Here is a 26314-nt window from a genome sequence, read left to right as displayed (position 1 = left end):
ACGTGCTGTTTGCACATTAAAATACTTCCCTATGATCTTAAAGAATGCCGTTTTATTTTTAATTGTCAGTCTGGGATTATTGACGTCCGGTTGTACGACCTACTATTATTCCACCGTTCAGTCGTACGAAAAGGAGTTACTGCGGAACCAGGATGGTTCGTTTCGTACCTCTCGTAATGATTTATCTGTAAACTATTCATTCAAGGATTTGGGCGGGAAAGTAGTGTATGAAATCCATAATGAGTCGGAGGATCCGGTTTTTGTAGATTGGTCGCGCTCAGTGATTATTGCTGAAGACTATGCTGTGCAGTTGAGAGATAATAACGCACGCTTTCACGGCGATGTAAGTACCACGACCTTTCATTTCTCAAATACCAATTACAGTGCTTCTTCGGGAAGTATTTCCGGGCGAGTTGTGTTACCTCAGAGTGATCTGTTTGTTCCTCCTCATTCTAAAGTTGTTTATTCGCCTATGGCGTTGTCGCGCATTTTGAATCTGGATATTCCTGCATATCTGTATCGGAAGCGGGACATAGGTCTCTCATCTGTTCGTTTTATCAATTTTACCGAAGAAGATACACCTTTAAAATTTCGAAGCTATTTAACCATTGTCAATGACAGGGATAAAAGTCAGACTGTTTTTGAAGATGTATTTTTTATTTCGGAAATAATAAAAACAGGTAGTAAAAACGACCTCTTATCCCGTGATGTTCAACAACGAGGTGACATATTTTATATAGAGATAGTCAATCGGAATGCTGTTACTGCCGGCTGGATTGTGGCAGGTGCAGCCGCTGTAGGAGGGTTAATCCTGCTTGCGCCGCACATGCCGGTGGAAGAACCCTCTACACCCGCGTTCTAAATTAATTGCTTCTTAATCTATAAACTTCGGATGCCCCGTTTTTTTATCACACTTTCCTATAACGGAAAAAATTATGTGGGTTGGCAAATCCAACCTAACGGAATGAGTGTGCAGCAGACGCTTCAGGATGCACTCTCTGTTATTTTAAGGAAAGAAGTGATGGTGGTAGGTGCCGGTAGGACCGATGCCGGTGTGCATGCCCGTGAAATGGTGGCCCATTTCGATTGGCAGGGAGATATTTTTTCTCCGGATGATCTGGTATACAGACTCAATAATTTCCTTCCGAAAGATATTTCCCTTTCCGCTATACGACAGGTGCGCCCCGACGCGCATGCCCGTTTCAGTGCTGTCTCACGCACTTATAAATACTATGTGACGACGGTGAAAGATCCGTTTCTCCATGAATATACTTACCGGTTGTTTTTTCAGCCTGACCTCGAAGTGATGAACACCCTCTGCGAAGTATTGAAGGAGTATAAAGACTTCACCAGTTTCAGTAAACTGCATACAGATGTGAAGACCAACAACTGCCGGATTGAATATGCCCGGTGGGAAAAAAAAGAAGAGTTGTACCAGTTTACCATTCGGGCCGATCGTTTTCTTAGGAATATGGTACGCGCTATTGTGGGAACACTGTTGCAAGCGGGTAGGGGACAGCTTGATGAGCAGGGGTTGCGACGCATTATTGAAGCCGGAAATCGCAATGTGGCAGGAGACTCTGCACCGGGACACGCCCTTTTCCTGGAAAAAGTGATCTATCCCGATGATATCTGGTTGTGATCCACTATATACTTTTTTAACGCATACCAGAAAAAGTCATGCCGGGTAAAACGCCCGGTGGCGCACCTGGTGATTGCCAGTTGCATATTGAGTTCAGGTCGCCCGCCCACAAAAAACGCAGCGAACCGCGAAGTCCGCTGCGTTTATTTTAGTATGCACTTCCCCTTTCGTGAGGAGTCGCTTTCTTAACAATCAATCATTCATTGAAATAAGGAATTCTTCATTGCTTGAAGTACGTCTCAGACGGGTCAGCAGGAATTCCATCGCTTCCACCGAGTTCATATCCGACAGGAAGTTGCGGAGTACCCACATCCGGCTAAGTGTTTCCTGAGACAGGAGCAGATCATCACGACGTGTGCTCGACGCAATGATATCCACAGAGGGGAATACCCGTTTGTTGGAGAGTTTCCGGTCGAGCTGCAACTCCATGTTACCGGTACCCTTGAACTCTTCGAAGATCACGTCGTCCATCTTGGAGCCGGTTTCGGTAAGTGCTGTGGCGATAATGGTGAGCGAACCGCCGTGTTCGATATTACGGGCGGCACCGAAGAAACGTTTCGGTTTATGCAATGCATTGGCGTCCACACCTCCTGAGAGTACTTTTCCCGAAGCCGGCTGTACGGTGTTATAAGCACGTGCCAGACGGGTAATGGAGTCGAGCAGTATCACCACGTCGTGTCCGCATTCCACCAGACGGCGTGCTTTGTTCAACACGATCTCGGCGATCTTTACATGACGGTCTGCCGGTTCATCGAAGGTAGAAGCGATCACTTCCGCATTTACGCTCCGTTCCATGTCGGTCACCTCTTCTGGCCGTTCGTCGATCAGCAATATGATCATATACACTTCCGGATGGTTGTCGGCAATGGCGTTGGCAATATCCTTCAAAAGCATTGTTTTTCCGGTCTTGGGTTGCGCTACGATCAGACCGCGCTGTCCTTTTCCGATAGGGGAGAACATGTCGACCACCCGACAGGAAAGATTATCGTTATGACCTTTGGTCAGGTTGAACTTTTCGTTGGGGAAGAGCGGCTTCAGATGATCGAAAGGCACACGGTCGCGTACATCATCCGGATTGCGTCCGTTGATATTGTCCACCTTTACCAGCGGGAAGAATTTTTCTCCCTCTTTCGGAGGACGGATAGGACCCTCCACCACATCGCCTGTTTTCAGTCCAAAGAGACGGATCTGCGACTGAGACACATAAATATCGTCGGGCGACGACATATAATTATAGTCGGAAGAGCGCAGGAATCCATAACCGTCCGGCATGATCTCCAGTACACCGGAGGCATTCAGTATGCCGTCGAAATCGTAACCAGGATCTTTTTCTTTGGCTTGCGGGCCTTGCGCCTGAACCTGGGGTTGCGCCTGAACCTGTTGTGTCTGCGACTGTTTGCCCTGCTGGGCGGCCGGCTGTTTGGGTTGCAGTGGCGAAGGTGATATAAGATCCATCATGGAAAGTTTGCCGCCGGAGATGGGAGGCTCTTTCACGGGCATGTCCGTTTTTTCTTCGGGCGCCTCTTCGGCCACTACCGGGGGTAAGGTGACGGGGGCAGGCGTACTCTTTTCCTCATTCCGGCGCTTGGAAGAACGGAAGACCAATTGGAGGGGTTTTCCGGGTGCCTTTGGAGTTGTCGCTTCCTCGGTTTTTTTCTCTGGGGTGTCGGCTTTTGTTTCGGAAGTCTCCACACTCTTTTCCGGAACTGTTGGGTTGGTTGCCGGTTTAGTTTCTGGCTGAGCGCTTGGTATACTATTTTGGGTCGCCGGCCCCTTTTCTTCGCTAGCAGCGGACTCTTTCCGCGCTAATTTGGGCTTCTCCGCACCCTGCGCGGGCTGTGATTGACTTTGAGGTTTCGTCTTGTCTTCTATTTTTTTCTCAGCCTCCTTTTCTTTGGGTTCCTCTTTCCTGTTGACAGTTTTATTTCTCTGGTTATTTGTTTTATTGTCGGAACCTCTCCTCGCTGTGTGAGCCTGTGGGTTTCCACCGTCTACACTCAGTTTCTTTGTTTCGGCAATTGCCTGTTCATCAAGAATTTTATAAATGAGTTCTTCTTTCTTGTATGCATCGGGGCGTCTTATGCCCATCTCTTTGGCAAGAACCCGTAATTCTGTGGTGAGCTTTTCATTAAGCTCAATAATGTTATAAGCCATGTAGGTGTATGAAATTCGTTATGGTTTTTGAATAAATATTGTTGTTGATAATATATGCTGTTGTGAGTGCTTTTTCCACTAAGTGGGAGCGGAGCAAATTTGGTTGCTTTGCCAAACGCTGAAATAGTCGAAAGCATTTGAAATAGTACAATAAAAACTGAAAATGACTAAGTTTACTTGACTATGTCGAGCACAGAAAAAGTCTAATAAGAAAAAGTCTAATGTTATTGAACAGCAGTTATGAGTAAAAATGCTGTTATAAGATTCGAGGACAAAGATAGTCTTTTTTTTGGAAACCGTAAACTAAGTTCGCAGTTTTTTTAGATTCAGATGAAATAAACCCGAAAAAAGGGAATTAAACCGCTTTTTTCAGGTGTTTGCTTGCTATATTCCTGTTAAAGATCATCCATGTTCAATTTGTGGGAGTTTTTGTTTCTCCTTTCAATTTCAATTTTGTAGAGCAGAGATCTTCTTCTCTCCAGCGAGTTGGGTGCTGTGGATTCAATGAACAGGTTATTGGAGAGGGTGGCCCATTCCAGTGCCCGGTCCATATCGTCGATCATTTCGTAGGCCAGTGCTATGTTGCCGGCTGCTTTAGCCTTGTCGGTTTTTTTAGAACTGTTGTTGTAAAACGCCTCCCATTTCTCAATAGCATTACTCCATTGCGATCCTTTGGCATAGGCTTCACCTTCCCGCATCAGTGAGTTGGGTAAGGTATAATACCATCGATCCTGCATCTCCCAATGTGGGGCAAATACATAGGTCATCTTTTCCGCAGCATGCACTGCCAATATTTTTATGGCCTCTTTACGGGAAGGGAGCATAATATCGGCATACGCCCTTCCGTCCTGTATGTCAAACCCTTCCCAACGGATGCTGTCGGTGTATTGCGCGGCGGGTATTTTTCCCTCCATGGTAGGCATATATACCCGGAGGACAGAATGTATTTTTCCTGTCATGTCCGCGTACGTATATCCCTGTTGTCTGAAATGGTCCCTCTTTTTAGTCTCAACGATCAGCTTGTCGAGAGAGATAATTGCGTCCGCGCCTGTTTCCCTCCTGATCCTGTGCATCGTTTCGGGATCTACTGGCTTCTCCTGGAAGAAATCATGGTCGCTCCTTAACGGTTGATTGTAATACATCACCCGTTGAAAATAATCCTCCTCATCCAGAAATTGTGCCAGTGCTTCAGTATAAAAGACAGCGACACTGTCGGATGAAACTTTACTCCTTTTCGCTTGGGTATGTCCTATCGGGATGCTGTCGTGTCCCACTTCATCGGGTTGTTGTACCACATTATTGACAATCGCTATTGAAAGCACATTTGAAGGAAGATTGACCTGTGCCGGTTCACGCGTTTCCACTGTCAGGTATTTAATTCCCGCACAACTGCTCATTAACAGAGCCAGGAGAAAAATTATCAGAGAGGATGTTGTTTTTTGCATACGATTAAAATTTACTACAAAGTTATCATATTTCCGATAAAATAAATATTTTCGTTAAGCTAATTGAGCAAAGTCAGGTTTACTTGAACTGTTTATCTGTTTTGTCAAATGATGTATAATGGGAGTTGATGTAGGAACTTAGAAGCTGTTTTGAATTTTTTCATCCATTGTTTTTAGCCATTTTTTGATGGATTTGGATTTTCATTGATTGAAATGTGGCGGGCCACTTAAATGAAATGAAAGTTCAAAGGCGCGAAAAAGGGCAAAAAAGAATATGATAGAGTGGAAAATAAGCGTGAAATAATTACTCGTAAAATTCAAAACAGTTTCTAAATCAGTTGATTAATTGAAACGCCGGTGAAAGCGGAATACAGACCACTCATATAAGATAGCTTTCTGCCGGTTTGGTTTAATGGCTGATTTCATTTTTCAGGAAATTGGTAATGACGCGGCAGGCAAGGCGAATTTTTGGCATATTAAAAAAATATAAGACGCGCCTCGGAAAACCTCCAACAAGTTTGGCTTATCTCTCGGCTTTTCACTATATTTGTGGCTTCCAAAATATTTAAAACATCTATAAGAGATAAGCTAATCTAAAGAGTATGACATTTAACATTATTGTGTTGGCTAAGCAGGTTCCCGATACGCGGAATGTGGGAAAAGATGCTATGAAAGCCGACGGAACTGTAAACAGGGCGGCACTGCCCGCCATCTTTAATCCGGAGGATTTGAATGCGATGGAGCAGGCGTTGGGTATCAAGGACCGCTTTCCCGGTTCGAAGATCACGGTACTGACTATGGGGCCGGGACGTGCTGCGGAGATTTTACGTGAAGGATTATTCCGCGGAGCAGATGATGGAGTGTTGTTAACCGACAGGGCGTTCGCCGGTGCCGATACATTGGCCACCTCATACGCATTGTCGATGGCGATCCGTAAGCTCGGAAAGTTCGACATAATTGTATCAGGGCGTCAGGCTATTGACGGGGATACTGCGCAGGTGGGGCCTCAGGTGGCTGAAAAGTTGGGAATTCCTCAAATCACCTATGCCGAGAATATCGAAAAGATCGAAAACGGAACAATAACTGTTAAGCGCCGTTTGGAAAACGGGGTGGAAGTGGTGGAATGTCCCCTTCCCGTAGTCGTTACGGTAAACGGTTCCGCCCGGGCATGCCGTCCCCGTAACGCGAAACTGTTGTTAAAGTATAAACATGCCAAGACCATAACTGAGCGTCAGGCTGAGAATATCGACTACATAGATATCTATAGCAGCCGTCCCTATCTGAACCTAACCGAATGGAGCGTGGACGATGTGGAAGCTGACAAGGTGCAGTGCGGGCTCTCCGGTTCCCCCACTAAAGTGAAAAAGATAGAGAATGTGGTGTTTCAGGCCAAAGAGAGCCGGCGTCTTAGCGACGACGACGCCGATATTGAAGAGCTGATAAAAGAACTGATAGATAGTCACACGATTGGATAACACAACAAGAAACAAAATGAACAACTTATTTGTATATTTGGAGATCGAGGAGGGGATAGTGGCCGACGTGAGCCTGGAACTGCTGACCAAAGGACGCTCGCTTGCCAGCCAGTTGGGTTGTAAACTCGAAGCTGTTGCCGCCGGTGCCGTCGCCGCCCTCGAAAAGATCGAGGGACAGGTATTCCCCTATGGCGTAGATGTGCTGCATCTTTTCAAAGACGATCGCCTCTCGCCATACACTACCCTTCCGCATACTTCCCTCATGGCGGAACTTTTCAGAAAAGAGCAACCGCAGATATGCCTGATGGGTGCTACAATTATCGGCCGTGACCTGGGACCGCGCCTGTCATCCCTTCTGGGCAGTGGGCTTACGGCGGATTGTACCTCACTCGAAATAGGCGACCACGAGGATAGAAAAGCAGGTAAGAACTACAAAAATCTGCTCTACCAGATACGTCCCGCCTTTGGTGGTAATATCGTGGCGTGGATCATCAATCCCGATTGCCGCCCGCAGATGGCTACTGTACGTGAAGGGGTGATGAAGAAAGAGATCTTTGATCCTTATTATAAAGGTGAAACGGTGGAGCACAATGTGGCTGACTACGTGAAAGAAGAAGACTTTGTGGTTAGCATTATCGACCGACATATTGAAAAGTCGAAGGTGAACATCAAGAACTCGCCTATTATCGTCTCCGGAGGATATGGTGTGGGATCGAAAGAGAACTTCCAGTTGCTCTATCAACTCGCCGACGTGCTGGGAGCTGAAGTGGGCGCCTCCCGTGCGGCGGTCGATGCCGGTTTCGCGGAACATGAACGCCAAGTGGGACAAACAGGGATCACTGTCCGCCCCAAGGTCTATATAGCCTGTGGTATATCGGGGCAGATACAACACATCGCCGGTATGCAGGACAGTTCCATCATCATTTCTATTAACAACGATCCCAACGCGCCTATCAACTCCATCGCCGATTATGTGATCACCGGCGAAATAGAAAATGTGATTCCGAAGATGATTAAGTATTATAAGAAGAATTCGAAATGATTTATCAATTAGAAATTAGAAATTAGAACTAAGAACTTAGAATATAGAATATAGAATATAGAATATAGAACCTGGAACCCGGAACCTGGAATTTAGAATTTAGAAATTGGAATTTGAGAATGAAAAGTGCGGAGGTATTATCATTTCAATCGCTTATTGTTTGGCAGAAAGGTCATCAATTTGTTTTGGATATCTATCGAATAACAAGAAGATTTCCAGAAGAGGAGAGATTTGGTATTGTCTCGCAAATGAGAAGAGCAGCGATCTCTATTACTGCAAATATTGCGGAAGGTTATCGTAAATTTGGAAAGAAAGATAAGCTAAGGTTCTTCAATATATCTCAAGGTTCATTGGCAGAGATTTATAATTATCTTATTCTATCTAAAGACTTACAATATATTTCGCGGAATGACTACGATTTATTTCAAGTTCAATGGATTGAGTTGGATAAACTTATAAGGGCTTATTGTGCCAAAATATCTAAGGATATTCAACCTTCAAATTCCTAATTTCCCAGTTCTCAGTTCCCAGTTCTCAGTTCTCAGTTCTCAGTTCTCAGTTCTAATTTCCCAAAAAATAAAAAAGAAATGGCAAACTTTTATACAGATACACCGCAATTCCGTCACTATCTTCAGCACCCGCTGATGAAACGTATTGTGGAATTGAAAGAGAGAAGCTATGCGGACCGTGAGACATACGACTACGCTCCCATGGATTTTGAGGATGCAATGGACAGCTATGAAAAAGTGCTGGAAGTGGTAGGAGAGATCTGCGGCGATATCATTGATCCGAATGCGGAAAAAGTAGATCATACCGGGCCGACGGTAAATGACGGACGGGTTACCTATGCCGCACCCACCCAGGAAAACCTCGATGCACTCAACAAGGCGGAATTGATGGGTATGGGTCTTGCCCGTAAATATGGCGGACTCAACTTTCCGATGGTGCCCTATATGATGAGCGCCGATATTGTCAGCCGTGCCGATGCCAGCTTCCAGAACATCTGGATGCTGCAGGATTGCGGTGAAACCATCTATGAATTCGCCGATGAAAAGCAGAGAGAGAAATATTTGCCGCGCATTGTCAAGGGTGAGACCATGTCGATGGACCTTACTGAACCCGATGCCGGATCGGACCTGCAGGCGGTCATGCTGAAAGCAACCTATCACGAGAAAGAGGATCAGTGGTATCTGAACGGCGTGAAACGTTTCATCACCAATGGCGATGCTGATATTCACCTGGTGCTGGCTCGTTCCGAAGAAGGCACCAAAGATGCCCGTGGCTTGTCGATGTTCGTTTACGACAAGAAAAATGGCGGTGTGGATGTGCGCCGTATTGAAAACAAGATGGGGATCAAGGGAGCACCTACCTGCGAACTGGTATTCAAGAATGCGAAGGCAGAGCTGGTTGGATCACGCCGGATGGGGCTGATCAAATATGTGATGTCGCTGATGAACGGTGCCCGCCTGGGAATTATGGCCCAGTCGGTAGGTATTTCGGAAGCAGCTACCCGCGAAGCTTACAACTATGCTATTGAGCGTCGTCAGTTCGGTAAAGCCATTATCGAGTTCCCGCCGGTGTATGAAATGCTGGCCAATATGCGTGCCAAAACCGACGCGTCGCGTGCTTTGCTGTATGAAACCTGCCGATTTGTGGATATGTACAAAACGCTGGAAGATATCAGCCGCGAACGTAAACTGACTCCCGAAGAGCGGAACGAGATGAAGCATTTCTCCCGTCTGGCCGATGCTTTCACTCCGCTTGGAAAAGGAATGAGCAGCGAGTATGCTAATCAGAATGCTTATGATGCTATTCAGATCCACGGCGGTTCGGGATATATGAAAGATTACAAATGTGAGCGTCTTTATCGCGACGCGCGTATCACCAACATCTATGAAGGGACTACCCAGTTACAGGTGGTGGCTGCTATCCGCCACGTCACCACCGGCACCTATCTGCAGCAGATCAAGGAATATGCCGCGATGCCGGTCGCACCTGAATTGGAGCCGTTGAAGCGTGTGCTGGCGGATATGGCGGAAATGTATGAGAAACAGACAGAAGTGGTTACTTCACCCAAAGATGAGGATTACCTCGATTTTCATGCCCGCAGGCTTGTGGAAAGTGCCGGACATGTTATCATGGGACACCTTCTCTTGCAGGATGCCAATGAAGATCAGGAGCTTTTCCGTCGCAGTGCTGAAGTATATATCCATTACGGTCGTATAGAAGTAGAGAAGAATTACAACTTCATTACCAAGTCGGGTATTGACGATTTGGGTTATTACAAACCGGTCTTCGGCGAGTAGAGATTGGCCGTTTTCAGATATTTGAGAGGCGGAGGAATTAATTTTCTTCCGCTTTTTTTAGTTATGGGATCCGCGAAGTTTTCGTTTAATGCTTTCATGATAAGCAATTAAACAATGGGTTTTTTAAATCTGCTGATAATCAAATGTTTATCTGTGAATCTATGAGCGATGTATGACCATTGTATTGAAAAAGCGCAATGGCAATGAATCAATGTGATTTTGGGACAGATTGACTATTTATCAATCTTCGAGAATTTCTTACGGTAACCGGAAGGGCTATAACCGGTGTTTTTCTTGAAAATCCGATAGGCGTTTCTCACATCGTTAAAACCGGCCTCGATAGCGATATCCAACGAGCTTTCCCGAGTTGTCAATAATTTGTTGGAAAAAAACTCTATTTTCTTGTCTATTATAAATTGATAAAGGGTGGTGCCCATGGCTTCCTTGAATTTTTTCTCAAGGCTTCTTCGGCCCAGCGGAACCATTTGTGTCAGTTCATCGATGGAGAGATCAGAAGTAAAATTTTTTTCAAGATGTTCAATTATCTTTGAGATATATTTGTTCGCGATATCGTATTTTTCCGTGGATTGCCGTTGTTCAATACGTATGGGCTTTTTGATGATGTTGAAGGGGATGTTTTTTTTGTTTATGATCAGGGTGTGAAGTTTCCTGCCCGTGACATACCCGATGTTTTCGTCGTCGGTCACTATCGAGGAGATGGACGGATAGGATAGGTTACAGATAAGCTCGTCATTATCCACCCCCAGTAAGGATATCTCATCCGGGATGTCGATATGGTTTATTTTACACATCTCGGCCACCTGCAGGGCGAAATAGTCGTCACAAGCAAAAACGGCCACCGGCTTGGGAAGCGAGGACAACCATTCGTCCAATTGCATGTGGCTTCGGCTCCATTGACTGTTGGTCAGGTATTCCGATTCAAAATAGTAATAGTTCCCTCCCAGTTTTTCCACTTCGATACGGTATCCCTCCGCCCTGCCTTTTGACCACAAAAAATTTTTGTTGCCGTAAAAAGCAAAATTCTTAAACCTTTTCCGGGCGAAAAAATTGGCGGCTATCGCGCCCACTTCCCGATAATCGCCGGAAATCTTTGAAAACCAGTCGGCATTGTCTTCATAGTTTTGAAGGAATACGGGAATATCCAGTTGTTTTAAAAATTTAATCTCATGGTATTCCCATTGGACAATAACCGCGTCGATCCCCCATTCTTTAATTTGCGCCACGACTCCCTCCTCGCCGTACAACATTTTATAATACAACGGCAACCGGTAAAAGATCCAGGGGCCGTTTTCATGGGCATAACGAATCAGCCCGGACAGGAAACGACGGCTGAACTCAGTCGCGGAGTCTATGAGGACAAGTATTTTGATCATCGCGTTTAAATCCATCTTCCCGTTTATTAACAATAAAGAACGTGGAATGTTCCCCTGTTTCGCGATAAGCCACTTTCGGTTCGCTAATTATGTCATGAGATGTCGTACCGGAGACTATCTTTGCGAATGCAACAACAAATTTAAATACATACCTATGGAACGAATGATTCGGAAATTGTTTTTGGTAAGCACGTGTCTTTTACTTTTATCAATCCCCTTGTTTGGTCAGGACACTTCTGTCAGGCAGGGAATTGTTGTCGATAAGGTCACGAGAGAAACCTTGCCCGGGGTTCAGGTCATTGTAAAGGGCACATTCAGGGGAGGGGTGACCGACGTGGATGGGGTTTTCAAGATTGAAGCGGATGAGGGCGACTATTTGGCATTTAGCATGTTGGGATATGAGCCCGAAGAGGTTCATGTAGGGAGCAGCGCGTCGTTCAATGTTGAATTGACACCTACTGCATATGACCTTGGAGAAGTAGTGGTCACCGCGTTAGGTATCGAAAGAAAAACCCGGACCTTGGCCTATTCAACCCAAAAAATTGACGGCTCCATAGGGGAGATAAAGGACAATAGTTCTAATATCTTGAGCAGTTTGTCGGGGAAAATATCGGGAGCGGTGATCACTACCGCTGCCACGGGTCCTGGCGCGGCGGCGCGTGTCGTGCTCCGGGGCAACCGTTCCATCAGTGGAAACAATACGGCATTGATTGTGATTGACGGCGTTCCGTATGATAATACTTCCTACGGACAAGCTACGGGTACCACCTACAACTACGGAGGAAGCGATGGGGCGGTGAATATTAATCCCGACGACGTGGCCTCGATAAATGTGCTGAAAGGACCTTCTGCCGCCGCCTTGTACGGTAGCAGGGCCGCTAACGGTGCAATCATAATCACCACGAAAAAAGGGAAAGAGGGACGATTGAAAATAGACTTTAATAGTGGCATGTCTGTGGACAACCCTCATTTATTGATCGACTTTCAGAATAAGTACGGCAGGGGTAACGGCGGTGTTGCCGCACAGGGAGTGGGCGAAAGCTGGGGTGAGGAGGCCCCGACCTATTCCTCCAACGTGAAAGATTTTTTTGAAACCGCTTATTCTTTTAACAATACGGTGAGCCTGTATGGCGGAACGGAGATGTTACAAGGGTTCGCCTCCTATACCAATAATTCTGTGGAAGGCATGATTCCCGGTAACAAACTGGAGAGGAACACCATGAACCTGAGAGTAAACACCCGGTTCCATTCCAAGCTCACCACCGATGCCAAGATTACCTACGTCAATCAGAAAGTGAAGAACCGCCCGCGTCTGGGGGATGCGGGCACACCCATAGAGGCCTATATCATGCCGAGGGACATGAGCGGGCAGGAGTTGATGGATTACGAGACGATCAACCCTAACAACGGTCAACCCGTACGGAAATACTGGACCACCTCCTCTATCTACGATAATCCCTATTGGAGTGTCCACAGGACCTCGGTGAACGAGGAGCGCAACCGTGTGACATTGCTCGGTTCGGCCAAATACCAGGTGCTCTACTGGCTCAGCGTTTTAGCACGGGTGAGCTATGACCGGTATGACGATAAGGTGGACGGTTCTTTTTACGATGGTACGGTTTCGCTGGGAGACGTGAAGCCGGGAGGTAAATATTACGAGACCAATTCCCGGTACTGGGAAAGGAACTTCGATTTTCTTCTGTCAGGGGAAAATGCTATTGCAGGGCATATAAGCCTTAACTATAATCTGGGAGCCAGCCTCTTAAAGAGAGAATACGCCACAGTGACGGATATGGCTAACGGGCTTTCCATTCCAAACAAATTCAGCCTGGCTGCGGCGACCACTCCGGCTTTTCAGGATGTGGGGGGATATACCCGGGCTTTGAATTCAGTATATGGCAACCTGCAAATGGGGTTTAAATCCTATTTATTCGTGGATGTGACCGGAAGAAACGACTGGTCGTCCACCTTGCCCTCTCCTCACAGTTATTTTTATCCTTCCGCCGGCCTGTCCGCCATAGTCTCGGATATGGTAAAGATGCCCTCGTGGATTGATTTCGGAAAAATAAGGGCTTCTTATACCGTGGTGGGTAACGATCCTGACCCATATTTGTTGAAACAACGATTCAAATTTGCCTTGGGAGCCGGGCAGGGTTTTATCTCCCGTGATCAAATAAAATCCATTCAGGGGTTGAAGCCGGAAAAAACAAAATCGTATGAGGCCGGCATGGAGTGGCGTTTTTTCCGCGGACGGTTGGATTTGGATATTACCTTGTACAAAAGCAATACCGTCAATCAGTTGCTCTATGTGGGCTTACCCATGGCCAGTGGCTTCAACCGCCGCTATATCAATGCGGGAAATATCGAAAACAGAGGCTTGGAAATTCAATTGAATGCCATGCCCATTGATCATGAATTCTTCAAGTGGAACACCGGGGTCAATTTTTCAAGGAATATCAATAAAGTCATTGAGCTGGCGCCGAATACCTCGCAGGTAAACATCACTGACAATACCAAATACGCTACCGTAATTGTGAAAGAGGGAAGCGCTTACGGAGATCTGTACGGACGGGCATGGAAAAAGCATGAGACAACCGGTAAGCCTGTCGTTGATGACAGGGGATTGCCGGTGATCGAGTCCAATCAAAAGCTGGGGAATTTTAACCCCGATGCTATGTTGGGGTGGAGCAACACATTGAAGTATAAAGCATTCAAGCTCTCATTCCTTGTCGACGCCCGTATCGGAGGAGAGATGGTTTCCGGCACCGATGCATATCTGGCAGCCTATGGGGTTGCCGGTTACACGGAAAAATTCAGGGAGGGAAGCTGGGTGCTTGACGCGGTAAAGGCCGATGGCTCTGCCAATACTACCGCCATTACCTCTCAACAATTGTGGACTACCGTTTCCCAGAACGGGCGTGATGCCTGGGGCGATTTTTTCACCTATGACATGACCAATGTGCGCCTCAGGGACTTGTCGGTCGGATATGATTTCAAATTAAACGAAAAGGCTTTTATTGAAGCGGCATCGCTCTCTCTCACGGGCAGAAACTTGTTATTCTTCTACAGGGGAAAATCGGTAATGAACATTCACGGTATCGGAAAAAGAGATAATCCTGCTGATCCGGACGCCTCTCTGGGCGCCGGAAATTATCAGGGAGTGGAACTGGGTTTGCCGCCACTCTCAAGGTCAATCGGTCTTAATCTTAAATTAACTTTTTAATAATCAATATGATGAAAAGATATATTCTCAGTTGTGTAATCTTCTCGGCCCTATGTATGGCTGGCTGTACGGGAGACTTTGAAAAAATGAATACCGACCCGAATAACCTGACGGAAGTGGGCGCGCGCGAAATGCCGTTCATGTTCGCCAAAGCACAATCAGCATCGGCCTTGAACCGCAGCTTTTACCAGACCGTGCAGAATCTTGGAGCAGACTTGTATGCCCAGTATTTTGCACTGGCAAGTACCTCCTTCTCCACCGACCGTTATGTGCTTGTGCCCGACTGGCAGCGACGTTTCTGGACTGTGATGTACGTGGATACCGCGCCGCAGTTAAAAGCAATTAAGGAAAATGCCGGGCCGGGCTCTGGAGAAGCCGCTTTGGCTGATATCCTGTGGGTGTATGCTTTTCACCGGTTAACCGATCATTTTGGCCCTGTTCCCTATTTTCAGGCTGCCGAACCGGTGGAAATTATCCCTTACGATTCTCAGGAAAAGATATACGATGATTTTTTTATCCGCTTGGAATCGGCTGTTGGCATCCTGAAAGGATTGCCCGCCGGGACAACAATCTTCAAAGGTTACGAACTGATGTACGAGGGAGACATGAAGAAGTGGATGGCCTTTGCCAATACACTGCGTCTGCGCCTGGCATTGCGCATATCGGGAATAGATCCGGCAAGGGCTAAAGCCGAGGCGGAGGCCGCAGTCGCAGCCGGCGTGTTGTGGGACAATTCCCAAAATGCATTCCTGAAAAAGGCAGAATCGGGCAACGACACCAATGGTTTGTCACAAGTGGCGGCGTGGAATGAATTTGCGATGAGCTCTACCATGGCTTCTTACCTGAAAGGCTATGCGGATCCGCGCCTGAATGTCTATTTTCAACCCAATGTGACCACCGGAACATATACCAGTGTAAGAAACGGGTTGCCGGCAACCCTGTTGGGAAAAGACAGGAATAAACCTTCACGAAACTCCAATGTGGGCGTTTATTGGGTTACCCCCAGGAATGACAAAACTTTTAGCCCGAATCTCACAGCTCCGTTTCATGTGATGTGTGCGGCCGAGGCCTACTTCTTAAGGGCGGAGGGGGCTTTGAACGGATGGAGCATGGGTGGAACGGCCGAGGAATTATACAATAAAGGTATCGAGACAAGCATGAAACAATGGGGGATCGGTTCGGACGATATTGCCGGATACATTCATTCCGTGAAACAACCTGTGGCTCCGGGTGACGATCAGGATTCACCCGCCGTGGCATCCATTCCCGTGAAATTCAGCCACAATATCGCTGAACAGCGTCAACAAATTGGCACCCAGAAGTGGCTGGCCCTCTTTCCTGACGGGATGGAAGCCTGGGCGGAGTTCAGGAGAACGGGCTATCCGGTTATGTATCCGGTATATCAATCTGACAACCCCCTGCTTCCGCAAGGGAGTTTTATCAAGAGGCTGCCTTTCCCGTTGACCGAAGAGGCGAACAATAAAACCGAACTGGAAAAAGGGAAAGCGCTGTTGGGCGGGCCCGACAATGTTGCAACCAACCTTTGGTGGGATGTGGATTAAAGCAAGAAAAACCGGTGACAAAAATGAACATATAATCAAAATAAGAAATGACAACTGAAATTAAACAATTGAAAAAAGAGAATCTCATCGTGCGTATCTTTGAGGATGAAATTGCGGCCGGGGAGGCCGGCGCGCAATTCGTTGCCGAACAGTTGAACAATGCTATCCGGGCGAAAGGCTTTGCCAATCTGATTTTGGCTACGGGAGCTTCGCAGTTTGCCTTTATCCACGCGCTCAAAAAACAGGAGATAGATTGGGCTAAGATTACCGTATTCCATTTGGATGAGTACAAGGATTTGCCCGAAACCCATCCGGCCAGTTTCCGCAAATACCTGAAAGAGAGGATCCTCGATGAGGTGAAACCCTGTCAGGTTCATTACATTCATGGCGATGCCGGCGATATTGAAGGCGAAATAGCCCGGTATGAGGAACTGCTCAGGGCTGCCGAGATCGACGTGGCGTGCATAGGTATTGGGGAGAATGGGCATATAGCCTTTAATGATCCCGACGTGGCCGATTTTGATGACACGCGCCTGGTTAAGGTCGTGCAATTGGATGATGCTTGCCGCCGGCAGCAATTGGGGGAGGGGTGGTTCTCTACCCTCGAAGAGGTGCCGGGAGAGGCTGTCAGCCTGACCATTCCCGCCATCATGCGTTGTAAAGTCATCAGTTGCATGGTGCCGGATAAGCGGAAAGCCAATGCTGTTCACGATACGCTGAATGCGGAAATATCGACGGCATGCCCGGCGACGATTTTAAGGAGGCATCCCGATACGGTACTGTTCTTGGATGAAAACTCCGCCTCGCGGTTAACATAAGAATAGATTTTGTCATGCAAATCAACAGAAGAAAATTCATCAAAGCGGCAGGAGTTGCAACCGTGTCGGCCATGCTGCCGGCCAAAGGGCTAAGTGGGGGAATGCCTGCCGAGAACCAACCATCGGGCAAGTCTTTAAAAAAGATATACCGTGAAGCCTATAAGAAACATCCGCAAAAATTTAATATGTGCGGGTATGCCGCGCCCAAACTGGAAACAGTGAGAGTGGGGTTTGTAGGCGTGGGGAACCGGGGAAGTGCGGCCGTGGAAAGGATCAGCCGCATCGAGGGAGTTCAAATTGTGGCCATTTGCGATGAGCTCACCGGGCATGCGGAGAAAGCCAAAGCGCGTATCCAGACACCGGGACATCCGGCCCTGGTTTATTCGGGAAAGGAAGATAGCTGGATGGAGATGTGCCGCAGAGAGGACATTGATCTTGTATATGTGGCCACCCCCTGGGAATGGCACGCGCCGGTCGGGATCTATTCCATGAGGCAAGGCAAGCACGTGGCGCTGGAAATCCCGGCCGCGACCACCGTGGAGGATTGTTGGCGATTAGTGGAAACGTCGGAGGAAACCAAAAAGCATTGTGTGATTCTGGAGAACTGCTGTTACGATTTTTTTGAATTGCTGACCTTGAACCTCGCGCGCCACGGGTTTTTCGGAGAGATAGTGCATGCCGAGGGAGGATATATACATGAAATAGGGGAGAGCTTGTTCTTCAGGGGAAAGCCCGGACGCAGCTGGCGGTTGAACGAGAACATGAGAAGGAACGGAAACCTCTATCCCACGCACGGATTGGGGCCTGTGGCGCAAATCATGAATATCAACCGGGGAAACCGGATGGAATACATGGTGTCGATGTCGTCCGATGATTTCCTGATGAACCAATATGCCAAGGAGTTGTCGCGAAAAGAGGATTACTTTAGACAATTCGAAGGGGCCTCGTTCCGCGGAAACATGAACAGCTCGATCATCAAAACAATCCAGGGGCAAACTATTCTCATCCAGCACGATATCACCACACCCCGGCCTTACTCCCGGTTGCATGCCATAAGCGGGACAAAAGCCACGGCGCAGAAATATCCCCTTCCTCCCCGCCTGTCCGTGGCCGAAGACCACAAGGAGTGGCTGTCTGAAGAGAAATTCAGGGAAATTGAACAGCAGTATAATCCACCCATCATCAGGAAGATGCAAGCTATCGCCCAAGAGATCGGCGGGCACGGGGGAATGGACTTTTTGATGGACTGGAGGTTGATGGATTGTTTAAGGAATGGCCTGCCTGTTGATATGGACGTGTACGATGCGGCGTCGTGGAGCGTGATAGGTCCGTTAAGCGAATGGTCGGTCGCCAACCGGTCGGCACCCATCGATATCCCCGATTTCACGAATGGAGCTTGGAAAGAGAATCAACCCCTTGACATTTCCCTGAAGGATGGGGGAACTACGGGCGTGGTCACCCTATAATACTTCCTTGATGAACAAAAAAGTTTTCTATATCTCGATGGGTATTTTGGCCGTGATGTATTTTGTCATCGGCCTGGTGTCATGGGTTAACGCCATCCTTATCCCCTACTTCAAGATTGCCCTTGAACTGACGCACTTTCAGTCCTATTTCGTCACGTTTGCCTTTTATATCGCCTATTTCGTGATGGCCGTCCCCTCGGGTTTGTTATTGAACCGGACGGGCTATAAGAAAGGAATCATGTGGGGGTTCTTGTTCCTGTCGTTAGGTGCCCTTATCTTTGTCCCGGCGGCACTGATGCGGCAATATGCGGTTTTTCTCGCGGGATTGTATTGCCTGGGCACGGGGCTGGCCATTCTTCAGACGGCGGCAAACCCTTACGTCACCATGATTGGCCCGATCGACAGTGCCGCGCGGCGAATGAGCGTGATGGGCATTTTTAACAAATCAGCCGGCATTATTGCTCCCCTGCTCTTTGCGGCGGTAGTGTTCAAATCGACCGATGAGGGAACTTTTGCGTTACTTGAATCAGGCGCGCTTTCCGAAACGGAGAAAAACATCATTCTGCAGGAACTCATCCGCAGGGTAATCACGCCCTATTCCATCCTTGCCCTTCTTCTGGTATTGCTGGGTTTGGGCATAAGGTATTCGGTACTTCCGGAGATAGAAGAAAAAGGAGATGAGGCCAAAGAGGAGAATGGCGCTTTGACGGTTGTAAATACCTCAAAAAAGTCTCTTTTGGATTATCCCTACCTCGTTTTTGGCGCCATCGCCATTTTTCTCCATGTGGGCACGCAGGTGGTGGCAATAGACACGATCATCAATTATGCCGGATCGATGGGGATCGGCCTGCTCGATGCGAAGTTTTTCCCGTCGTATACGCTGCTGTGTACCATTATCGGCTATTTGCTGGGCATCTTGCTTATCCCCCGCTTTGTTCCGCAAAAGCGGGCATTGCAGTTTTGCGCGACCCTTGGGCTGCTCCTCTCCTTCGGGGTGGTGCTTGCCAACCAGCCCGTTACGCTGTTCGGGCATACGGCAAACATCTCGATATGGTTCCTGGCCTCGATAGGGTTTCCCAATGCGTTGATCTATGCCGGTATCTGGCCCTTGTCGATCCATGACCTGGGGAAATTGACCAAGACGGGCTCTTCCCTTTTGATCATGGGATTAAGCGGGAATGCCATCCTGCCACTGATCTATGGGGCGATAGGAGACCACCGCGGTTTGAGGGCCGGGTATTGGGTATTGGTCCCATGCTTCATCTATCTGGTGTGGTTCGCTTTTCATGGGCATACCATCAACGATTGGAAAAGAGGAAAAAGACGGTGAAATTATACCTTCGGCCACTACCCTGACCGGTTGAGACGAACTATGGTGGACTCGGCTGAAGTGCCATTGACCGACGCGGTAAAGACGATGACAGGGAATTTTACCTCTTATTTTTTGGTAATTATAATTTTTTTATTTTCCTTTGTTTTGATAAATTTAATCATGAGTCTGCTCCGACCCCGCCAAAGCCGATTTCAGCGGTTTACAACTCGTTGAAAATCAATAGGCGTCTTGGGGCTTTTTAACAAAAAAGACTTATCGGAGGGGACTCCATCATAGAAGATGAAATAAACGCTAAAATCATTTGCCTATAAGCCTTCTTTACTCAATTGACATTACATAACAATTAAGAAGTAAAGCAATGGACACTTTCTGCACGATGACCGATGAGGAATTGGTCGTTTCGTATGCCCAGGGCAATGACTCCGCGTTTGATCTGCTCCTTAGCCGGCATAAGCAATCCCTTTACACTTATATCTTCTATACTCTCCGCGACCGGGGATTGGCCGAAGATGTCTTCCAGGAGACTTTTATCAAGGCCATTACCACTATCAGACAAGGACGATACACCGAAACAGGCAAATTTAAAGCATGGATTATGCGTATCGCGCATAATCTGATAATTGATTATTTCCGACAGAGAAAAAATGAAAATACTATCTCTAATGATGATTATGAGATCGATTTGTGGAACAATCCTTCCCTGTGTGACGATACCGTGGAGATGAAAATGGTGAAAATGCAGGTGCTCGATGATGTGAAGAGACTGATCGATTTTTTACCTGATGAACAGCGTGAAGTGCTGCAGATGCGATATTACGGCGATTTAAGTTTCAAGGAGATTGCCGATATCACCGGGGTGAGTATCAATACTGCTCTTGGCCGCATGCGCTATGCCATTCTCAATATGCGTAAACTGGTAACTGATCACAAGATGATCTTAACCATCAATTGAAATCGTGTATCTTCTATCTTCCCGGCCTGAAGAGTAGTTCCAGTTTGGGTTGAGGGCGCATTTTTCCGGAGAACATATCGCGCATCCAAATCATACCGGCTTCCACACCCATGGTGGGTTTGAACCAGTGCTCCACAGAACCCCCGTAGTAAGGAGTGTTCATCATTGGTGACATCGGCATGTCTGGCCGATTATTGTTTTGTAATACAGGCATCCCTCCATAAGCGTTGAGATACCAGTCATCGTTAAGCCGGTAGCGGCCGTGAAGGTCGATCATTACAGCCGATTGGTTGACAGAGAAATCATTTCTAGCCGTCTTCATATAGGTCAACCCTCCATCGAGCATCAGGTTGCTGTTCACTTGGTAACGGCCATCAATTCCTGCATTCCAGAGAGGCATTACACCGAAATTGGAGTTATAGCCACCGCTGACGCCCATCGTCAACGCGGGATTGATCGCATAGCGGGCCCCCGCATCCAATATATAGTAATAGCCTTTACCAAAAAAAGGAGTCTCCACCATGCCGATGGTAGCCGATGAATGTAATAGCATGTTCGAAGTGGGCATTGTTGTGGCAATGGCGGTGCGACTTTTGGTATTGAGGAAATCAGACGCGGCTCCGTTCCAGTGAATCCGGGGGAAGATAGTTTCTTTCTCCGAATGTGGTGGCTCCAAGGTGTACCGTTGGTAAGGAGTAAATTGCGGCAGAAGATTTTCTGCCGGATTCAATCGGGGTAATCTTAACGGAAGCTGTCCGGATCTGAGAGAGTCGGACTGTTTGGGCAATCCACCAACGACTCCGGTTTTCAAATCCAGGCTATCCCTCTTCACCGGGATATCCTGCGCGGAACTTTTCGTCTGAACGATGAAAAGGATCATCAGAAACGGAATATAAAAATGTTTCATATCGCTTGCGGGGTTAAGGGTTATCCTATTGGAACAAAGATAATAAAAAATTCAGGAAATCTTACTTTCAAATTTATTCCTCTCCTTCATTTTATTATTCACATAAATATATGCCGAGTGCTGTTGCCCTCGGGCGCACTCATCCTTGACGATCGTCATTCTATTGCTACAATCATTGCCTTATTCCGGACGGCTGTTTAATAGGAGAAAAAGGTGTCGGGTAATTGAAAGGGTGAGTCCTTTGCTGTGACGAAACAAAAAAGCCGGCTGTAAAACCGGCTTTTTGGTAAATGGTAGGAGTCCAAATCGTTCTGTGCCGAACGGTGCGAAAACTGAAAATGCGTTCAATTACGTGGGAAAATCCCAAACTCTGTAAAAACTGAAACTGACTTGGATAGTCAAGTTTATAATCCCTACAGGGGCTAATACTTCAGAATGCGGATACTTCAAAAAACCTCTGAAGCAGTGTTTGAAGCTGCTAAAGCTGTCCTGAGAAGTCTTGTATATCATTCAATTCGATAACATTCAATCGTTTGATACATAATTTTTCCGGATTGTGAAGCAGAATCAGTCCTACGAATGTAATCATGTATTTCAACCCTTGAATTCTTACCGTCGGATTTTTTCCTGTTTGGAAAAGGCCGATGTAGTAGAAAATCAATGTTTGAGACTGGATTTTCACCCCTATCCCCGTTATTTACAAACTCTTGCATCTGTTTCCGGCGAGTTGGCTTGCCCGTGAAGGTTTACCTTTCAACCCGAATAGGATACAAAAGCAGTCGCAAATTCCGCCTATGCATGAAGATGGTTCATTCAGTCCGAGTCGGTCGCTATTTTGCAATCACTTCCTTCAATATACAGGTAAACTGCTATCAAGGGGATCGCATAGCGAAAAACTTATGGTTCATCCGATAGAAACATTTTATCAATGTCTCACTTTGGATGAGCAAAGAGAAAAACAAACGGATTTGCCGATCTCTTGAATGAAACTCTTCCCGTCGTCTACAAAATGTCAATGAACTCCCATGTATCTCATGTGTACGAAACTCGTACTTTATCTCTGATTGTTGTCCTGCAAATATAACATACCGGCCAAATAAATTGCAAATATTTCGGGTCGTTTTTATGAACAACTTCTCAACAGGTTATCAACAAGTTGTTAACAACAGTGTGCTGGATTGACAAAGAGTGGGAAAAAGAGAGTGGAAGAGTGGGAGAGAGTGTGTGGAAAAGTGGGAAAGAGGGAGCGAGGGGAGTGGGAAAGGAGGAGGTTGGGAAGGTGAAAAGGTTGATGGGCTTGGCCGGATGATCCCGGCAAGTCGGTCGAACCGGTTCCGATTTTCCGGGAGACGGGTTGTTGAAATCAATGGTGCGCGGAAGTGAACTGCAATCCAACGATCGAGATAATTAGCGTGCCAAGGAAAAACATTCTCCAGAAGGTGACCGGTTCCCTGAAAACGAGAATGCCAATTACAACCGTACCCACGGCACCAATACCGGCCCAGACGGCATAGGCGGTTCCCGTCGGAATCGGGTGGGAGCCTCCCATCGATTTGAACAGTAAAAACATGCTAAGGCTCACACTGGCAAGAAATACCGCAAGCCACAACCACATCTCTTTGCCTGACGTTTGTTGCATCTTTCCCAGGCTCATCGCGAAAATGGATTCGAAAATTCCTCCAATAATCAGGATTATCCAGTTCATGTTCATTTTATACCACTATAATTATTTCTGCCCAAAGGTAGGAAAAAACTCCCATCGATAATTGTTATCGCATTCAAAATAACTCATGCGTAGCCATTCGGCATTATCGGCAATATACCGGAAAACTACTCAAACCGGATGGACTTGGCGGGAGTGATTCTGGCGACCAGATAGGAGGGGCCGATCATCATCAGTAAGGAGACAACGAGCGTGCCGATATTAAGAAGAATAACATACAGCGGGTTGAGGTCTACCGGCACCGCGGAGAGGTAATAGGTGGACGGATCGAGTTTGAGTAACTGAAATTTATCCTGGATAAGGCAAAAAGCCAGCGCAATTATATTTCCCCATAACATTCCCTGTCCGATAAGAAAGGCTGAAAGATACAGGAAAACCCGGCGGATACTCAAATCTTTTGCTCCCATCGATTTCAGCATGCCGATCATATTGGTACGTTCCAGGATTATGATGAGCAAACCGGAGATCATGGTGAAGCCCGAGACCACTAACATAAGGATGATGATAACCCACACATTCATGTCGAGAAGGTTTAACCAGTTAAATATCATGGGGTTGATATCCTTGATGGAGCGGGTGTAAAGGGCGTTGCCGAGGCGGTCTTTATAGGATGCCATATCGAAGAAGAGGTCCTGCGCGATCCTGTCGAGATTATTATAATCGCGTACCAGCACTTCTATCCCGCTCACCATGTCGGTATCCCATCCATTCAGGGAAGAAAGCACATCGTTCCCGACAATGACATAGAGCTTGTCGTAATCTTCAAAATTGGTGCTGTAAATACCGCTGATATGAAACCGACGGGCACGGACAGGCTCCTGTACGAAATAACAGGTGAAACTGTCGCCCGTCTTGAGTCGTAGTTTGTCGGCAACCTGTTTTGAGATGATAGCTTGGTTACCCGCGACCGTATCGTTAGACTGGAGGATAGTTCCTTCCAGTAAGTTTTTCCTGAAAAACGTCCAGTCATACTTTTGCGATACACCCTTCAATACCACGCCCATGAAATCATCGTCGGTCTTGATAATACCCGGTTTGGTGATAAATTCCTGGAAGTGTAGGATGTCAGGGTTGGCGGTAAGTATGGCCGCCAACGTGTCGGAGATGGCAATGGGGGTGTGTTCGTAGGATGAGTTGCTCTCAAAGGCTGTGATCTGGATGTGGGACCCGAAACCCACCACCTTGGCACGTACCTCTTTTTTGAAACCTACAATGATGCATACAGCCACGATCATCACCGCCAAACCCAGCGCGATGCCGGCAATGGCTATTTTGATGGCGGGGGATGAGACCCGTTTGTCATTCTTTTTATCGCCTTTATAGATCCGCCTCGCTATGAAGAGCTCCGCATTCATGCCTGTGGGTATGTGGGTATGCCTCCAGCGCTTTTTCAAGCACGATGAGGGCATTATTTAATTCGTTTTTATTAAGGACATAGGCGATACGTACTTCGTTCCCGCCCAAGCCAGGAGTGACATAGAAACCGGATGCGGGGGCCATGAAAATGGTTTGGCCCTGATAACGGAAATCGGAGAGGCACCATGCGCAGAAAGCGTCGGCATCATCGAGAGGAAGCCGTGCCAAGGTATAGAAAGCGCCTTGCGGCATGGGCGAATAGATCCCGGGGATGTGGTTCAGCCGCTCTATAAGGAAGTCGCGACGGCTCTTGTACTCTTCGAAGTTATGCCGCATGTATGCGCCATTTTCCTGTAACGACGCATTGGCCGCGATTTGACCGATAAGGGGGGGGCTCAGACGTGCCTGGCAGAACTTCATCACTGTGTCGTGTACCTTCCGGTTTTTAGTGATAAGCGCACCGATACGGATACCGCATTCACTATATCTTTTGGAAACCGAATCGATCAGTACCACATTCTCTTCCACCTCTTTCAGGTGACAGGCGGAAACATAAGGAGTATCGTTGTAGATAAATTCGCGGTATACCTCATCGGAAAAGAGGTAAAGATCATATTTTTTGACAAGTTGCCTTATCTGTTCCATTTCGCGGGGTGTGTAGACATAACCTGTGGGGTTATTGGGGTTGCAGATAAGGATTCCTTTGGTACGCTCATTGATCAGTTTTTCAAATTCCTCTACCGGGGGAAGGGCGAATCCTGATTCCATGGTCGAAGGTATAGTGCGGATGACCGCTCCGGCAGAGATGGCAAAAGCCATGTAATTGGCATAGGCCGGTTCGGGGACGATGATCTCGTCGTCCGGGTTAAGACAGGCCATGAATGCATAGAGTACCGCTTCCGATCCGCCGGCAGTGACGATGATCTCTTCAGCCGTGAGGTCGATATTAAATTCTTTATAATAACGAACCAGGTTCTCCCGATAGAACCGGTATCCGTCGCTGGGACTGTATTCCAACGTGGTACGGTCGATGCCGCGGATAGCATCCAATGCCGAGACGGGGGAAGGCAGATCGGGCTGGCCGATATTGAGATGATACACCTTTACCCCTTCAGCTTTAGCTGCATCGGAAAGCGGTGCCAGTTTTCGTATGGGTGAGGGGGGCATTTGTATGCCCCGCTGGGATATATGCGGCATAATATTCGCGTTACTTGTAACCTTTATAAATCTTTTTCCCTTCTATCAGATAGGACGGCAAAGGTAATAAAAAAGTTGGAGTATACTCTACAAGGGAGAGATAAAGGTGGAAGGGTGGAAAGGCTGGTGAAAAATGATAAAGAATGAAGAGTGAAGAATGAAGAGTGAAGAGTGAAGAATGAAGAGTGAAGAATGAAGAGTGAAGAATGAAGAGTGAAGAGTGAAGAGTGAAGAATGAAGAGTGAAGAATGAAGAGTGAAGAATGAAGAGTGAAGAATGAAGAGTGAAGTATGAAGATTGAAGAATGAAGAATGAATAA

Annotated in this window: 20 protein-coding genes; 13 read left to right on the top strand and 7 right to left on the bottom strand. The window is 47.1% G+C overall.

Features of this window, described 5'->3' with window-relative positions:
• Nucleotides 1–31: 31 nt before the first annotated feature.
• The gene (locus tag D7D25_RS10080; protein ID WP_122968835.1) at nucleotides 32–862 is read left to right on the top strand and encodes a hypothetical protein; all 831 of its coding nucleotides are present in this window, start codon (nucleotides 32–34) and stop codon (nucleotides 860–862) included.
• A gap of 30 nt (nucleotides 863–892) precedes the next feature.
• Nucleotides 893–1642, top strand: coding sequence for a tRNA pseudouridine(38-40) synthase TruA (gene truA / locus D7D25_RS10075; protein WP_122968834.1), 750 nt, complete (start codon nucleotides 893–895; stop codon nucleotides 1640–1642).
• A 192-nt stretch (nucleotides 1643–1834) separates the two neighbouring features.
• Here truA and rho read toward each other — a convergent pair whose 3' ends face one another.
• Together rho and D7D25_RS10065 are read right to left on the bottom strand one after the other, a co-directional pair.
• Entirely contained in the window at nucleotides 1835–3796 is a 1962-nt protein-coding gene (rho, locus tag D7D25_RS10070; RefSeq protein WP_122968833.1) for a transcription termination factor Rho, read from the bottom strand.
• Nucleotides 3797–4191: 395 nt separating this feature from the next.
• Nucleotides 4192–5241, bottom strand: a complete 1050-nt coding sequence (locus D7D25_RS10065) for a DUF6340 family protein (RefSeq protein WP_122968832.1) — start codon at nucleotides 5239–5241, stop codon at nucleotides 4192–4194.
• A gap of 602 nt (nucleotides 5242–5843) precedes the next feature.
• Between D7D25_RS10065 and D7D25_RS10060 the strand changes: the two genes are divergently transcribed.
• From D7D25_RS10060 to D7D25_RS10045, 4 genes are all read left to right on the top strand, one after another.
• Nucleotides 5844–6716, top strand: coding sequence for an electron transfer flavoprotein subunit beta/FixA family protein (locus D7D25_RS10060; protein ID WP_122968831.1), 873 nt, complete (start codon nucleotides 5844–5846; stop codon nucleotides 6714–6716).
• A 16-nt stretch (nucleotides 6717–6732) separates the two neighbouring features.
• On the top strand, nucleotides 6733–7758 hold the full coding sequence (locus D7D25_RS10055; RefSeq protein ID WP_122968921.1) for an electron transfer flavoprotein subunit alpha/FixB family protein: 1026 nt from the start codon (nucleotides 6733–6735) through the stop codon (nucleotides 7756–7758).
• 119 nt (nucleotides 7759–7877) lie between these two features.
• The gene (locus D7D25_RS10050; RefSeq protein ID WP_122968830.1) at nucleotides 7878–8267 is read left to right on the top strand and encodes a four helix bundle protein; all 390 of its coding nucleotides are present in this window, start codon (nucleotides 7878–7880) and stop codon (nucleotides 8265–8267) included.
• 78 nt (nucleotides 8268–8345) lie between these two features.
• Nucleotides 8346–10064 carry an acyl-CoA dehydrogenase family protein gene (locus D7D25_RS10045; RefSeq protein WP_122968829.1) on the top strand — a complete coding sequence of 573 codons (1719 nt, stop codon included), beginning with the start codon at nucleotides 8346–8348 and terminating at the stop codon, nucleotides 10062–10064.
• Between the two features lie 233 nt (nucleotides 10065–10297).
• On the opposite strand, the gene D7D25_RS10040 is transcribed toward D7D25_RS10045, so the two are convergent.
• The gene (locus D7D25_RS10040) at nucleotides 10298–11473 is read right to left on the bottom strand and encodes a DNA-binding transcriptional regulator (RefSeq protein ID WP_255417256.1); all 1176 of its coding nucleotides are present in this window, start codon (nucleotides 11471–11473) and stop codon (nucleotides 10298–10300) included.
• Nucleotides 11474–11612: 139 nt separating this feature from the next.
• On the opposite strand from D7D25_RS10040, the gene D7D25_RS10035 reads away from it, so the two are divergent.
• From D7D25_RS10035 to D7D25_RS10010, 6 genes are all read left to right on the top strand, one after another.
• Complete coding sequence (locus D7D25_RS10035; RefSeq protein ID WP_122968828.1) at nucleotides 11613–14681, top strand: SusC/RagA family TonB-linked outer membrane protein; 3069 nt, start codon at nucleotides 11613–11615, stop codon at nucleotides 14679–14681.
• An 8-nt stretch (nucleotides 14682–14689) separates the two neighbouring features.
• Entirely contained in the window at nucleotides 14690–16243 is a 1554-nt protein-coding gene (locus D7D25_RS10030; RefSeq protein WP_122968827.1) for a SusD/RagB family nutrient-binding outer membrane lipoprotein, read from the top strand.
• A 47-nt stretch (nucleotides 16244–16290) separates the two neighbouring features.
• Nucleotides 16291–17061 carry a glucosamine-6-phosphate deaminase gene (locus D7D25_RS10025; protein WP_122968826.1) on the top strand — a complete coding sequence of 257 codons (771 nt, stop codon included), beginning with the start codon at nucleotides 16291–16293 and terminating at the stop codon, nucleotides 17059–17061.
• A gap of 14 nt (nucleotides 17062–17075) precedes the next feature.
• Complete coding sequence (locus D7D25_RS10020) at nucleotides 17076–18527, top strand: Gfo/Idh/MocA family protein (RefSeq protein ID WP_122968825.1); 1452 nt, start codon at nucleotides 17076–17078, stop codon at nucleotides 18525–18527.
• 10 nt (nucleotides 18528–18537) lie between these two features.
• A complete protein-coding gene (locus tag D7D25_RS10015; RefSeq protein WP_122968824.1) occupies nucleotides 18538–19857 on the top strand; it encodes a sugar MFS transporter in 1320 nt (439 codons plus the stop codon).
• Between the two features lie 361 nt (nucleotides 19858–20218).
• Nucleotides 20219–20812 carry a sigma-70 family RNA polymerase sigma factor gene (locus D7D25_RS10010; protein WP_122968823.1) on the top strand — a complete coding sequence of 198 codons (594 nt, stop codon included), beginning with the start codon at nucleotides 20219–20221 and terminating at the stop codon, nucleotides 20810–20812.
• Between the two features lie 13 nt (nucleotides 20813–20825).
• Here D7D25_RS10010 and D7D25_RS10005 read toward each other — a convergent pair whose 3' ends face one another.
• Nucleotides 20826–21719 carry a porin family protein gene (locus tag D7D25_RS10005; RefSeq protein ID WP_122968822.1) on the bottom strand — a complete coding sequence of 298 codons (894 nt, stop codon included), beginning with the start codon at nucleotides 21717–21719 and terminating at the stop codon, nucleotides 20826–20828.
• A gap of 1156 nt (nucleotides 21720–22875) precedes the next feature.
• On the opposite strand from D7D25_RS10005, the gene D7D25_RS18015 reads away from it, so the two are divergent.
• Nucleotides 22876–23028: a hypothetical protein gene (locus D7D25_RS18015; RefSeq protein WP_221407997.1), complete on the top strand. Its 153-nt coding sequence runs from the start codon at nucleotides 22876–22878 to the stop codon at nucleotides 23026–23028.
• Nucleotides 23029–23082: 54 nt separating this feature from the next.
• On the opposite strand, the gene D7D25_RS09990 is transcribed toward D7D25_RS18015, so the two are convergent.
• The 3 genes from D7D25_RS09990 to D7D25_RS09980 form a co-directional block, all read right to left on the bottom strand.
• Nucleotides 23083–23424: a multidrug efflux SMR transporter gene (locus D7D25_RS09990; RefSeq protein WP_122968919.1), complete on the bottom strand. Its 342-nt coding sequence runs from the start codon at nucleotides 23422–23424 to the stop codon at nucleotides 23083–23085.
• A 125-nt stretch (nucleotides 23425–23549) separates the two neighbouring features.
• On the bottom strand, nucleotides 23550–24797 hold the full coding sequence (locus D7D25_RS09985) for an ABC transporter permease (RefSeq protein WP_122968819.1): 1248 nt from the start codon (nucleotides 24795–24797) through the stop codon (nucleotides 23550–23552).
• Nucleotides 24760–25995, bottom strand: a complete 1236-nt coding sequence (locus D7D25_RS09980) for a pyridoxal phosphate-dependent aminotransferase (RefSeq protein WP_122968818.1) — start codon at nucleotides 25993–25995, stop codon at nucleotides 24760–24762. The genes D7D25_RS09985 and D7D25_RS09980 overlap by 38 nt, the downstream gene beginning before the upstream one ends.
• Between the last annotated feature and the right edge of the window lie 319 nt (nucleotides 25996–26314).

The organism is Proteiniphilum sp. X52 (assembly GCF_003712195.1).
In the GTDB taxonomy this organism is placed as follows: Bacteria; Bacteroidota; Bacteroidia; order Bacteroidales; family Dysgonomonadaceae; genus Proteiniphilum.
This window is presented reverse-complemented; position numbering and strand designations above follow the sequence as displayed.